Source organism: Gemmatimonadota bacterium, assembly GCA_016713785.1.
Lineage (GTDB): Bacteria > Gemmatimonadota > Gemmatimonadetes > Gemmatimonadales > GWC2-71-9 > JADJOM01.
Genome location: JADJOM010000001.1, coordinates 78565 through 91673 on the forward strand (window position 1 = coordinate 78565; position 13109 = coordinate 91673).

Sequence of the window (13109 nt, forward strand, 5' to 3'; positions counted from 1 at the left end):
CCTTACGCCACCAGATCCTTCAACTTCTGTCCCTGCTCGCCTTCGCGGAGGCGGGTCAGGGCGCGGTCGCGGAGCTGGCGGATCCGCTCGCGGGTGACGCCCATCATGCGGCCGATCTCTTCGAGGGTGCGGCTGTTGCCGTCCTCGAGCCCGAAGTACAGACGCAGGACCTTCGCGTCGCGGGGGGGCAGCGTGGCGAGGGCCGCCTCGATGTCCGACGTCTGGCTGTTGGCGATGGCCGGGGCGTCGGTGCCTTCCTGGTCCAGCGCGGTGAACCGCTCGATCCGCTCGGAGTTGTCGCCGTCGCGGGTGGGGTGATCCAGCCGCACCGCTTCGGTGTTGAGGGCGCCGAGACTGCGCACCGCTTCCACCGTGAGGCCGGTGGCCCGCGCCAGCTCTTCCGTGGTGGGCATGCGGCCCAGCTTGTCCCTTGAGCAGGGTGGTGGTGCGCCCCAGCCGGGACAGGTCCGCCGTCCGGTTGAGGGGTACCCGCACCGGCCGGCCGTGCCGGGCGATCGCCGCCTGCACCGCCTGCCGGATCCACCACACCGCGTACGAGATGAACTTGACGCCGCGATCGGGATCGAACTTCCGGGCGGCGGTCATCAGGCCGAGGTTGCCCTCGCCGATCAGATCCACGAGGGGCACCCCGCGGTTCTGGAACTTCTTGGCGACGGAGACGACGAAGCGGACGTTGTGCCGGGCCAGGCGTTCCTGGGCCGCAACGTTTCCGCGAAACGCCTTCCGGGCCAGCTCCATCTCTTCGTCACGCGAGAGCAGCGGCACCTTGCTGATCTCGTCCAGATACAGGTCCAGACTCACGACCCTCATCGACCGCCTTGGCGATCTGGGCCGGCCGTACCGTGCGCCGCTTCCGGCGAGGCTGCATGGTCACTCGGCGCCCCTCCTTGGGCTTGGGACATCCACCGTCAGGGTCCGGTGGACGACCGCCCAATATAAGATGTAACGCGTGGAAAACCAAACATAACTTTAAGTATCTGTGCTGCAATCACTTAAAGCGCCGCTTCCCGAACAGATCCCGTGGGGGCTTTTCCACGAGGTTTCCACGCGGCGGAGCCATTCCTGCCGGGGCTGCCCCCGGTGCATCGGGTAGGATGCACGAGAAGGGTAATTCGTGCTGCAAGGGGACGCCCGTACAGACACCGATTGCACCCGCCGGGGTGTTAAGATTGGGGGCATGAAGACCGACGCCGCGTACGAACTGCTGCGGCAGTTCGCGTCGCCCACCATCGCCATCACCTCGGCGTGGCAGGGCCGGCGGAACGGGATGATCGCCGACAGCGCGGTGCGCGCGTCGATCTCCCCCAGCGTTCCGCGCCTCTCCGTCTACATCCACAAGTGGCACCTGAGCCACGAGCTGGTCTGGAACAGCGGGCTCCTGTGCATCCACCTGCTGCACCGGGGCCAGCTCGACCTGGTCTACGACCTGGGCTTCAAGAGCGGCCGCGACGGCGACAAGCTCGCGGCGGTGCCGCACCACCTCGGGCGGCTCGGCCTGCCGGTGCTGGAGGACCGGGTGGCGGCGTTCGAGCTCCGGGTGCTCAACACGATGGACGCCGGCTACGCCACGCACTTCCTCGGGCACGTCGAGGCGGTGCACCCCGGGTCGGACAAGGAGATCCTGACGCCACCCTGGCTCCGGGCCAACATGCCCCGGGCGTGGGAGCAGGAGTTCCTCGACAACTACCGCAAGGCGCAGGACGTGATCGAGCAGCACCAGGCGATCGAGGATCGCCGCTGGACCGGCCCGGCCAAGTGACTCGTACCCCAACGGTGAGGCAACCCATGGCATCCCCGCTCGCGCGCGCCCTGTCCGGCGCCCTCCTCTGTACCCCTCGCGTCCGGCGGCCTCGCGGCCCAGGCGTTCGAGGGGGTGGTGACCTGGCAGATGAGCGAGAAGAACCAGCAGATGGTGCAGACCTACAAGGGCGGGATGGTGCGCACCGAGATGGGCCGGGAGGGGCGGCAGGCGGTGATGATCATGGACGCGGCGGGGAAGAAGATGACGATGATCATGCCCTCCGAGAAGATGTACATGACCATGGACCGGAGCCAGGGCGGCCCGATGGGCGGCATGGACCATGGGCCGGCCAAGACCCCCAAGATCACCGCCACCGGCAAGACCGAGACGATCGCGGGCCGCAGCTGCGAGGTGTACCGCTACGCCGAGGAAGAGGGCAAGCCGGACAAGATGGAGATGTGCGTGGCCAAGGGGCTGGGCTACTTCCTCATGGGCTCCGGGGGCGGGATGGGCCGCCGCGACCCGATGGCCGACGTGACCGGCGCCGCGGCGAACCCCGAGTACGCGCGGCTCTACAAGGACGGCTTCTTCCCGCTCCGGGTGAGCAAGCTCGAGGGCGGCAAGGCGGAGCAGATGATGATCGTGACCAAGCTCGAGCCGAAGACGGTGGATGCCTCGGCGTTCCAGGTGCCGGCGGGGTACCAGGAGATGAAGATGCCGGGGATGCGGTAGGCGGTAAAGGCGGTAAAGGCGGTAGGGCGGTAGGGCAGTACGGCGACGCGACCCTTCGGTGATGGCAACGCAAGGCCCGCGGGTGCATCCCGTGGGCCGCCTTTGAACCGCCGTACCGCCCTACCGCCCGTCAGTGCATCCCCGACTCTCCCGCCAGCTGCTTCACCAGCTCGCCGATGACGTTCTTGGCGTCGCCGAAGAGCATCCAGGTGCGGTCGGAGAAGTAGAGCTCGTTGTCGATGCCGGCGAAGCCGGGGTTCTTGCTGCGCTTGATGGCGAAGATGGTGCGGGCCTTGTCGGCATCGATGATGGGCATGCCGAAGATGGGGCTCGACTTGTCGGCGCGGGCGGCGGGGTTGACCACGTCGTTGGCGCCGACCACGAGGCAGACGTCGCACTGGGGCATGTCGCCGTTGATCTCGTCCATCTCCACCAGGTCGGTGTAGGGGGATGTCGGCCTCGGCGAGGAGGACGTTCATGTGGCCCGGCATGCGGCCGGCCACCGGGTGGATGGCGAACTTGACGGTGATGCCGCGCTTCTTGAGCTGGTCGTAGAGCTCGCGGACCTTGTGCTGGGCCTGGGCGACGGCCATGCCGTAGCCGGGGACGATGACCACCAGGCTGGCCTGCTCCAGCACCTGCGCCGCGCCCTCCGCGGTCTCCCCCTTGTACTGCTTCTGCTCCCCGCCCGCGGCCGCGGCCTGCACCTGCCCGAACGCCCCGAAGAGCACGTTGGTGAAGGAGCGGTTCATGGCCTTGCACATGATGATGGCGAGGATGAGGCCGCTGGAGCCGTCGAGGGCGCCGGCGGTGATCAGGAGCTTGTTGTCGAGCACGAAGCCCATCGCCACGGCGGAGAGGCCGGCGTAGGCGTTGAGGATGGCGATGACCGTCGGCATGTCGGCGCCGCCGATCGGGATGATGAGCAGCACGCCGAAGAGCAGCGCCAGCACGATGATCACCGGGAAGAGCCGGGGGGCCCAGTCCGCGGTGGGGTGCAGGGTGAGGGCCACGCCGAGGCCCGCCGCCACCAGCAGCAGGACGAGGTTGGTGAGGTTCTGGCCCGGGTAGGTCACCGGCCGCTGCGGGATCCACTTGATCTCCTGCAGCTTGCCGGCGGCCATGAGGCTGCCGGTGAAGGTGAGGAAGCCGAGGATGATCTCGAGGATGATCGCCACCATGCGGAAGGCGGTCAGGTTCTCGGGGCCCTCGCTGAACCAGAGGTAGTACTTGGCGGTGCCCACCAGGCCGGCGGCGAGGCCGCCGAAGGCGTGGGAGAGGGCGGTCCGCTGCGGCACGGCGGTGAGCGGCACGTTGGCGAGCGGCACGCCGACGGCCACGCCGGCCACGATGGCCACCACGATCCAGAGGTGGTGCACCACGGTGGGCTGGGCCCAGGTGACCAGGATGGCGATGGCCATGCCGGCCACGCCGGCGATCACGCCCTTGCGGGCGGTGGCCGGGGTGTTCATCCAGTGCAGCGCGAAGATGAACAGCGCCGTGGCGACGATGTAGGCGACCTGCGCGAGGGCGTGCGTCATGCCGCGTGCCCTCCGCCGGGCCGCTTCTCGTCGGTCTTGAACATCTTGAGCATGCGGTTGGTGATCAGGAAGCCGCTCACGATGTTGGTCATCGAGGCGAACAGCGCCACCGCGCCCATGGCGCGGATGAGCGGCGGGTACTCGCCGCCGGCCACGATGATGGCGCCCACCACCGCGATGGCGGAGATGGCGTTGGTGAGCGACATGAGCGGGGTGTGCAGCAGCCGGGAGACCCGGCGGATGACGCCCATGCCGATGAACGACGAGAGCACGAAGACGAACAGCAGGCCCCAGAAGTCCACGTCGGCGGTGGCGTGGGTGGGGGCCGGCGCGGGCTGGTCCGGCGCCTGGGTGGTGGCGGTGAGGCGGCTCATGCGCCCGCCTTGGCGAGGGCGTCCCGGGTGCGGGCGTGCTTCACCTCGCCCGCGTGGGTGATCACCGCCCCCTGCTGGATGTCATCGTTGAAGTCGAGCACGAAGGCCTTGTCCTTGGTGAACGCCTGGACGAACGAGGTCAGGTTCCGGGAGAAGAGCAGGCTCGCGTGGTTGGGCATGGTGGCCGGGACGTTGAGCGGCGCCAGGATGGTGACGCCCCCCTCGACCACCAGCTGCCCGGGCTTCGAGAGCTCGCAGTTGCCGCCGCCGTCGGCGCCCAGGTCCACGATGACCGACCCCGGCTTCATGGAGCGCACCGTCTCGGCGGTGAGCAGCTTGGGCGCGAACACGCCGCCGATGAGCGCGGTGGTGATGACCACGTCCGACTGGGCGCACTGGTCGACCAGCATCTGGCGCTGCCGGGCCTGGTCCTCGGCCGAGAGCTCCTTGGCGTAGCCGCCGCCGGCGGCGGCGCCGTCCTTGAGGTCGATGCCGACGTACTTGGCGCCGACGCTCTCGATCTGCTCCTTGACCTCGGGCCGCACGTCGGTGGCCAGCACGTTGGCGCCGAGCCGCCGCGCGGTGGCGATGGCCTGCAGCCCCGCCACGCCGGCGCCGATCACGAACACCTTGGCCGGCGTGACCATGCCGGCGGCGGTCATGAACATGGGGAAGTAGCGGTTGAGCTCCGCCGCGGCGAGCAGCACGCCCTTGTACCCGGTGATGTTGGCCATGGACGAGAGGGTGTCCATGGCCTGGGCCCGGGTGGTGCGCGGGATGGCGTCGGTGGCGAAGGCGGTGACCTGCTTCGCGGCCAGCGGCGGGACCACGCCGAGGTTGCGCAGCGGCATCAGGGAGCAGACCACGATGGCGCCGGGCTTGAGCCAGGACACCTCGTCGCGGCTGCCGCCGTGGGTGGGCGGATTCACCTTGAGGACGAGGTCGCCGGAGGCCACCAGGGCCCGGGCATCGGCCACCACCTGGGCGCCGACCGCGGTGTAGGCGGCGTCGGCGAAGCCCGCGGCGGCCCCCGCCCCGGCCTCCACCGCCACCTCGTACCCTGATTGGATGAGTTTCTTGCAGGACTCCGGAACCAGCGCCACCCGCCGCTCGTTGGGAGCGGTCTCCGCGGGTACAGCGATGCGCATCGGGCCTCTCGATTTATGTGACGGGTGTGCCGAATCTATCCGGTCCGGCGCGAGACGCGAGGGGGAAGATCACAAACCCGGGCCGGGCTGTCATGAATCCGGTCCGGGGCCGGGTCAGCGGAGCAGCGTCACCAGGTACGCGGCGTAGATCCCGAGCAGGAGGAGCCCCTCGAGGCGGCTGACCCGCATGCCGCTGCGAAGCACCGGGAACAGCACGAAGGCGGTCAGCAGCATCCAGACCAGGTCCACACGAAGGGTCTCGGCGGCCACAGGCACCGGCTGGATCACGGCGGTGACGCCCAGGATGCCGAGGATGTTGAAGATGTTGGAACCGAGCAGGTTGGCCACGGCCACGTCGGTACGGCCCCGGAGTGCGGCCACCACCGAGGCCGCCACCTCAGGCATCGAGGTGCCGATGGCCACCACGGTCAGCCCGATGACGCGCTCGGTGAGGCCGGCGAAGCGCGCCAGCTCCACCGCGCCCAGCACCAGGATCTTCCCGCCGAAGACGAGCAGCAGCAGCCCCGCGCCCACCGCCCCGGCGGCCAGCGCCAGGCGCGCCATCGGCCCGCGCACGGAGCGCCGCTCCGCCTCGGCGGCGAACTGCGCCTCCTCCGGCCCCCCCACCTGCCGCCGCCCGACGTAGACCATGTAGCCGGTGAAGGCGACGAGGCCGGCCAGCAGGAAGGCGCCCTCGCTCCGGTCGACCAGGCCATCGCGGGCGACCACCGGCACCAGGCAGCTCACCAGCGCCATGACCGGCCACTCCAGCTTCACGGTGGAGCCGGTGACCGGCAGACGCGTGATCAGCGCGGTGATCCCCAGCACCCCGACGACGTTGAAGATGTTGGAGCCGATCACGTTGCCCATGGCGATGGCCGGCTGCCCGCCAAGGGCGGCGGTGGCGCTGACCACCAGCTCGGGCAGGGAGGTCCCCATCGCCACGACCGTCAGGCCGATCACCGCGGGGGTGACACCGGCGTGGCGCGCGAGGGCGGTGGCGCCGCGCACCAGCAGTTCGCCCCCGCCGGCGAGGACCAGGAGCCCGAGCAGGACCAGGCCAGCCGCGAGGGCAAGGCTCATGGGAGCCGGGGCAGGGAAAGCCCGCCGGCCGCCCCGCGCGTGAGGCGCTTGAGTTCCGTCTCCAGCCGCTGCTGCACGCCGTCGAGCTGCGACTTCTCCACCGGCAGCCGCGCCAGCGCCTGACTGGAGAACTCCCCCACCCTGCCGCGCAGTGCGGTGAGCTGCTGGTCCACCAGCTGGTCCACCGCCGCGCGCGCCTTCTGCTCCGCCCGCGCCAGCTCCTCGCTCACCAGCCCCTTGAGGCGGTCGGCGATGGCGTCGTCGAGGTTGGACTGCACCCGGAGCGTGGGGCTCGCGATGGTGCCGCCCAGCTCGGCCCGCACCCGGAGCTGGGTCAGCCCGCTCACCACCCGCCAGACGGTGTTCTCGACCAGCCCGGCCGCGCGGAGCCGGCTGGTGTCGGCGCTCCACGCGGCGCGGTCGCTGGTGAGGTCCCAGCTGCCGTGCAGCCGGTCGCCGGAGAGGCTGAAGCTGAAGCCGACGGTGCTGGTCCCGGGGTTCACGGCGAAGGGCAGCCCCGGGAGCGGGATGGCCGGGAGCGGCACGCCCCCCACCCGCGCCACCAGCGAATCGGTGGGCGCCGCGCCGTAGTGCCGCGAGAGCAGCGCCAGGGTGACGTCGAGCGGGGTGGCGCCGCCGATCCGCCCCGCGGCGCTCAGCGTGGCGGGCCGGCCGTAGAGCGCCGGCTGGCTGGTGATGCCGCCGAAGCTGGCCTCGAATCGGTGCTGCTCCCCCTGCCCCGCCGCGAGGTCGATGCTCCCCTGCCGCAGCAGGAAGCGGGGATACTCCCGCTCCCTGGGGAACTCGACGGTGGTGCCGTCCAGGCGGGTGCGCTTGGGACCGGGCCGGTTCCACGGCTGCAGGCCCGGCGGCACGTACTTCTGCAGCACCTGCGCGTAGTACAGCGCCTGCTGGAAGTAGTCGGTGCTCTGCTGCCCGAAGAGCGACTGCCCGATGTTGGGGGCGTCGAAGCTGGGCAGGTTGAGCAGCCCCTTGGCGAAGGCGTAATCGCGCTGGCGGGCGGCATCGACGTCGGCGAGGCCCTGCCCCAGCGCCGCGGCGGAGCCCCGCGCGGTCTGTTCCAGCGCCTGCAGCCGCTGCCGGGCCTGTTTGACCCGGTCGAGGGTGCGCTGCACCTGCTGCGCGGCGTCGCGGGCGCCGGCGAGGCCGAGCTTCTTCGGGTCGGTCTGCGCCAGCCGGGTGGCGAGCGCGCCGGCGCTGTCGACCAGCGGCGTGAGCTCGAGGGCGGCCAGCGACTGCTCGAAGGCGGCGCGGGTGGAATCCACCTGGCCGAGGAACGCCTTGGCCGCCTGCACCGAGCCGAGCTGCTCGGGGTTGAGCACCAGGCTCTTGACCGTGTCCACCCGGCCCAGGGCGAGCTTGGGGAAGTTGAATTTGTCGCGGGCCCAGGCCTCGGTCTCGCGCAGCAGCCGGCCGGCGGGGCTGTTGGGGTCGGCGGGGCGCGCGGGAGTGGCGCGGGTGGTCAGGAAGCGGAGGCCCGACAGCTGCACCTGGTCGATGACGATCTTCTTCTCGGCCAGCGGCACCGGGTCGAGGTCCACGGTGATGGTGCCGGCCTCGAGCAGGTTGCGGGCGGGGTTCCGCGGGTCGGCGATGGCGAGGTCGCCCACGTCCACCGCCACGTCGCCCTCGCGGATGACGAGGCGGCCGATGTCCACCTGGGTGCCCAGGGTCTCCGACAGGCTGTCCTCGGCGGATTTCCGGATCAGCGTCTCGGCGAAGAGGAACCAGCAGATCACCAGCGCCACGAAGGCGAGCAGGATGACGCCGACGGCGCGCCAGCGGAAGATCTTGAAGGCGGCGCGGGTCATTCGGGGTTGAACCAGGCGTAGACGTTGTAGGCCTTCGACGCCTTGAGGCCCTTCATGAAGCGGGAGTTCATCACCCTGGCGCCGTAGGTGGCGCGGTAGCGGGCGATGGCCAGCTTGGCGCCCCAGTAGATCGGTACCGTGAGCACCAGCCAGGTGACGATGCTGCCGAGGGTCACGGAGTTGTTGAAGTTGGTGTAGGGCAGCAGCGGGATGTTGTACCAGTCGGTCCACAGGCCGGCCAGGCCGGGGGCGCGGAGCAGCGCCAGGCCCACGCGGTCGAAGAGCGGGTCGAGCAGGAAGCCCACCGGGGTGAACAGCGCCAGGCCGAGCATCCCGCCGCCGAAGGAGACGTTGAGCAGGACGATGGCGGCGAAGAGCACCAGGTTGTGGGCCGAGAGCAGCGGGGTAAGCCCGATCCCGGCGCCCAGCATGATCCCCGCCGCCACCTGACCGGGGGTGCCGTCGGAGTGGAGGGTCTTGAACAGGGACTGGAAGAGCTTGAGGACCGTCAGCATACCCGGAAGAATAGGCGGGGTTTGGGGGTAGAGAAAAGGGAAGAGGGAAAAGGGAAGCGGGAAGCGGGAACCGGCAACCGAGCGCCCTTCAGGAGCCGCGAAGCGGCGACTTGGGCGCGAGGGAGTGCGGGAAGCGGTGGGGCTAGGAGATCAGCGCGCGGGCGATGCCGAGGAGGGCCGCGGCGCCGAGGACGGGGAGGACGCCGACCTTGAAGCGGACCAGCGCGACGAGGGCGGCGAGGGCGAGGAGCAGGTTGGGGAGGTCGAACCCGCCGCCCCGGAGGTCGGGCCAGAAGACGTGGCGGCCGAAGAAGACCGCGAGGCCCAGCATGACGCCCACCACGGCGGCGGTGACGCCGGTGAGCGGCGCGGTGAAGCGGGGCTCGCCGTGGGTGGACTCGACCAGCGGCCCGCCGGCCAGGATGAACAGGAACGATGGCAGGAAGGTGAACCAGGTGGCCACCAGCGCCCCGGCGATGCCGGAGGCGAGCGGATGCGCCGCGCCGAGGGGCGTCACCTGCCACCCGCCGACGAAGCCCACGAAGGTCACGACCATGATGAGGGGCCCGGAGGTGCTCTCGCCGAGGGCCAGGCCGTCGATCATCTGCGGGCCGGTGAGCCAGCCGTAGTGGCCGACCGCCCCCTGGTACACGTAGGGGAGCACGGCGTAGGCGCCCCCGAAGGTGAGCAGCGCCGCGGTGGTGAAGAACCAGGCCATCTGGGTGAGGGCGCCGTGCCAGCCGTGGGCCAGGGCCAGCGCGCCGATGGGGATGATCCAGCACGCGAGCCCCAGCGCCACCACGCGCACGAAGCGCGGCAGCGACCAGCGGGCGTGGGGCGGTGGCGGTGCGGCGTCATCGACCACCGCCGCGGGCGCGCCGTGGGCGGGCGTGGCCCGGGCAAAGGCGGCGGGCAGGAGCCGCTGGCCTGCGAGCCCCGCGAGCGCGGCGGCGGCGATCACCAGGGGGAACGGGACGCCGAGCAGCGTGTTGGCGCCGAAGCCGAGCAGCGCGATGCCCCAGAAGAGCGGGTGGGTGAGGGTGCGGCGGCCGATGCGGTGCACCGCGTGCAGCACCAGGGCGAGCACCGCCGGCTGGAGCCCGGCGAAGACCCCCGCCACGGCGGGGAGGTGACCCAGCGCCGCGTAGGTCCACGAGAGCAGGATGAGCAGCACCAGCGAGGGCAGCACGAAGCAGGCGCCGGCCACGAGCCCGCCGGGGGTGCGGTGCAGCAGCCAGCCGATGTAGGTGGCGAGCTGCTGGGCCTCGGGGCCGGGGAGCAGCATGCAGTAGTTGAGCGCGTGGAGGAACCGGCCCTCGCTCACCCAGCGGCGCCGCTCCACCAGCTCCTCGTGCATGATGGCGATCTGCCCCGCCGGCCCCCCGAAACTCACGCAGCCGAGCCAGAACCAGAAGCGCGCGGCGGCACCGAACGGCACGGGGGCGAGGGGCTCCGCGCCGCCCTTACCGGTCCCGTCGGGAGGTGATATCCTTCGCGCGCCATGGCCCGTCAGACTGCCCCCCTGGAAGTCCACAAGTTCGGAGGTGCCTCGCTCGCCGATCCCCCGGCGGTGCGGCACGCCGTGTCGATCCTGCAGGGCCGCCCCGGCCCGCGGGTGGTGGTCGTCTCCGCGATGGCGGGGGTGACCGACCTGCTGCTCACCGCCGCCGCCAAGGCGCAGGCCGGCGACGTCACGGCCGCGTACCAGGCGGCGGCGCAGCTGCGGGAGCGGCACCACGCGGCGGCGAAGGCGCTGGCCCCGGCCGGCGCGGTGCGCAACGAGCTGCTGGCCTTCATCGACGCGCAGGTGGACGAGCTGGAGACGCTGGCCAAGGGGCTGTCGATCCTGCGGGAGCTGACGCCCCGCACCAGCGACTTCCTGGTGGCCCGGGGCGAGCGGCTCTCGGCGCGGCTGGTGACCGCCGCGCTGCTCGCCGCCGGGGTGAGCACCAAGCATATCGACGCCACCGAGGTGGTGCGCACCGACGCCGGCTTCGGCAACGCCTCCCCCGACCTCGACGGCACCGACGCCCGGATGCGGAAGGCGCTCAAGCCGCTGCTGGCCAGGGGCGTGACGCCGGTGGTCACTGGCTTCATCGGCCAGGCGCCGTCGGGGGAGGTCACCACGCTGGGCCGGGGCGGCTCGGACCTGACGGCGGCGCTGGTGGGCCGCGCCCTCGGCGCCGCGCGGGTGAGCCTCTGGAAGGACGTGCCGGGGCTGCTCACCGCCGACCCGCGGGTAGTGCCCGACGCGCGGGTGCTGCCCCAGCTCAACGTGCGCGAGGCGGCGGAGCTGGCCTACTACGGCGCCAAGGTGCTCCACCCCCGCGCCCTGATCCCGATCCTGGGCCGCAAGGTGCCGCTCTTCGTGCGGCCCTTCGCGGCCCCGGCCGACGAGGGCACGGAGGTGTCGGAACGGGTGACCGGGCTCGAGGTGCCGGTGAAGGCGCTCTCCGGCGCCGGCGGCCAGGCGCTGGTGACGGTCGAGGGGAACGGGATGCTCGGCGTACCGGGCGTGGCGGCGCGGACCTTCGCGGCGCTGCACCGCGAGGGGATCTCGGTGTCGCTCATCACCCAGGCCAGCTCGGAACACTCGATCTGCTTCTCGGTGCCGGCGGAGAGCGCGGAGGCGGCGCGGCGCTGCCTGACCGAGGCCTTCCGCGACGAGATCACCCACCGCGAGATCGACGGGGTGCGGCTCACGCCCGGCGTGGCGACGATCGCGGTGGTGGGCCTCGGCATGGCGGGGACGCCGGGGGTGGCGCGGCGGGTGTTCTCGGCGCTGGCCGAGGCCGGGATCAACGTCATCGCGATCGCGCAGGGGTCGAGCGAGCTCAACATCTCGGCGGTGGTGGGCGAGGCGCAGGCGCGGGACGCGCAGCGCGCCATCCACGCCGCCTTCCAGCTGGGCAAGGTGGGCGGCGGCTCGGCCGCGCCGCGCGACCGGCTGGACGTCTTCCTGCTCGGCTTCGGGCGGATCGGGCGCAGCTTCACCGAGCTGGTGGGCGAGCTGCCGGCGCAGGGGCCCAAGGTGCGGATCGTGGGCGTGGCCGACCGCAGCGGCGTGGTGTTCGACCCGGCCGGCCTCTCGGCGCACCGGCTCACGGCGGTGGCGCGGGAGAAGGCCAAGGGCCACTCGCTGCGGCACCTCGAGGGCGGGGCACCGTGGAACGCGGAGTTCGCGGTGAAGGCCGCCACCCGGCACGCGCTGTCGCACCCGGTGCTGGTGGACGTGACCGCCGACGATACCACCGAGGTGCTGCGCGGGGCGCTGAGCCACGGGATGGACGTGGTGCTCGCCAACAAGAAGCCGCTGGCGGGAAGCGCGGCGGGCGCGGAGGCGCTGCTGGCGCTGGCCCGCACCCACGGCCGGCGGCTGCGGCACGAGGCCACGGTGGGCGCCGGCCTGCCGGTGATGGACACCTTCGCCAAGCTGCTCGAGACCGGGGACGAGGTGCTCTCCATCGAGGGGTGCCTCTCGGGGACCCTGGGCTTCCTGCTGTCGGAGCTGGAGCGGGGAACGACGTTCTCGGACGCCCTCCGCGCCGCCATGGACAAGGGCTTCACCGAACCCGACCCGCGGGACGACCTCTCCGGCGCCGACGTGGCGCGGAAGGCGCTGATCCTGGGCCGGCTCATGGGCTTCAGCGGCGAGCCGGGCTCGGTGGTGACCGAGTCGCTGGTGCCGCCCGACGCGCGGGCGCTGCCGCTCAAGCAGTTCCTGGCCCGGCTCGGCACCTGGGACGAGCACTTTGCCCGCAAGGTCCGGGAGGCGCGGCAGGCGGGGAAGGTGCTGCGCTACGTGGCCACGGTGTCCCCGCGGCGGCTCCGGGTGGGGCTCACGGCGGTGAGCCCCGAGAGCCCCTTCGCCGCGCTCAAGGGCACCGACAACCAGATCGTGTTCACCACCGCGCGCTACAAGGAGCACCCGCTGGTGATCCGCGGCCCGGGCGCGGGCCCGCTGGTGACGGCGGCGGGGGTGCTGAACGACGTGCTGGCGCTGGCGAGGAGATAGGCGGCTCGGCGCCTCGGCGGTTCGGCGGTGCCCGAGCGGCGGGAAGCGGGAAGCGGGAAGCGGGAAGCGGAAAACGGGTAACGGACACTCGGGCAGGCACACGGGGT

Annotated in this window: 10 protein-coding genes and 2 pseudogenes; 3 read left to right on the forward strand and 9 right to left on the reverse strand. The window is 71.7% G+C overall.

What is annotated here, in order from left to right; genetic code table 11:
• Window positions 1–2: 2 nt before the first annotated feature.
• Together IPJ95_00355 and IPJ95_00360 are read right to left on the reverse strand one after the other, a co-directional pair.
• Window positions 3–413, reverse strand: a complete 411-nt coding sequence (locus tag IPJ95_00355; GenBank protein MBK7922080.1) for a sigma-70 family RNA polymerase sigma factor — start codon at window positions 411–413, stop codon at window positions 3–5.
• 73 nt (window positions 414–486) lie between these two features.
• Window positions 487–831, reverse strand: a pseudogene (locus tag IPJ95_00360) (sigma-70 family RNA polymerase sigma factor).
• A 367-nt stretch (window positions 832–1198) separates the two neighbouring features.
• Between IPJ95_00360 and IPJ95_00365 the strand changes: the two are divergent.
• Together IPJ95_00365 and IPJ95_00370 are read left to right on the forward strand one after the other, a co-directional pair.
• Window positions 1199–1780, forward strand: a complete 582-nt coding sequence (locus tag IPJ95_00365) for a flavin reductase (GenBank protein MBK7922081.1) — start codon at window positions 1199–1201, stop codon at window positions 1778–1780.
• A gap of 117 nt (window positions 1781–1897) precedes the next feature.
• A complete protein-coding gene (locus tag IPJ95_00370) occupies window positions 1898–2494 on the forward strand; it encodes a DUF4412 domain-containing protein (protein ID MBK7922082.1) in 597 nt (198 codons plus the stop codon).
• A 130-nt stretch (window positions 2495–2624) separates the two neighbouring features.
• On the opposite strand, the pseudogene IPJ95_00375 reads toward IPJ95_00370, so the two are convergent.
• The 7 genes and pseudogenes from IPJ95_00375 to chrA form a co-directional block, all read right to left on the reverse strand.
• Window positions 2625–4035: pseudogene (locus IPJ95_00375) on the reverse strand (NAD(P)(+) transhydrogenase (Re/Si-specific) subunit beta).
• Window positions 4032–4409: an NAD(P) transhydrogenase subunit alpha gene (locus tag IPJ95_00380; GenBank protein MBK7922083.1), complete on the reverse strand. Its 378-nt coding sequence runs from the start codon at window positions 4407–4409 to the stop codon at window positions 4032–4034. Before IPJ95_00380 ends, IPJ95_00375 begins: the two are co-directional and overlap by 4 nt.
• Window positions 4406–5557 (reverse strand): Re/Si-specific NAD(P)(+) transhydrogenase subunit alpha, encoded by a 1152-nt coding sequence (locus tag IPJ95_00385; GenBank protein MBK7922084.1) that lies wholly within the window; start codon window positions 5555–5557, stop codon window positions 4406–4408. The genes IPJ95_00380 and IPJ95_00385 overlap by 4 nt, the downstream gene beginning before the upstream one ends.
• Window positions 5558–5671: 114 nt before the next feature.
• A complete protein-coding gene (locus IPJ95_00390; GenBank protein ID MBK7922085.1) occupies window positions 5672–6640 on the reverse strand; it encodes a calcium/sodium antiporter in 969 nt (322 codons plus the stop codon).
• Window positions 6637–8472: a TIGR03545 family protein gene (locus IPJ95_00395; GenBank protein ID MBK7922086.1), complete on the reverse strand. Its 1836-nt coding sequence runs from the start codon at window positions 8470–8472 to the stop codon at window positions 6637–6639. Before IPJ95_00395 ends, IPJ95_00390 begins: the two co-directional genes overlap by 4 nt.
• Window positions 8469–8987 (reverse strand): TIGR03546 family protein, encoded by a 519-nt coding sequence (locus IPJ95_00400; GenBank protein MBK7922087.1) that lies wholly within the window; start codon window positions 8985–8987, stop codon window positions 8469–8471. The genes IPJ95_00395 and IPJ95_00400 overlap by 4 nt, the downstream gene beginning before the upstream one ends.
• Before the next feature lie 142 nt (window positions 8988–9129).
• Window positions 9130–10476, reverse strand: coding sequence for a chromate efflux transporter (chrA, locus tag IPJ95_00405; GenBank protein ID MBK7922088.1), 1347 nt, complete (start codon window positions 10474–10476; stop codon window positions 9130–9132).
• A gap of 12 nt (window positions 10477–10488) precedes the next feature.
• Here chrA and thrA point away from each other — a divergent pair, with 12 nt between their 5' ends.
• Entirely contained in the window at window positions 10489–13002 is a 2514-nt protein-coding gene (gene thrA, locus IPJ95_00410) for a bifunctional aspartate kinase/homoserine dehydrogenase I (GenBank protein ID MBK7922089.1), read from the forward strand.
• Window positions 13003–13109 lie beyond the last annotated feature (107 nt).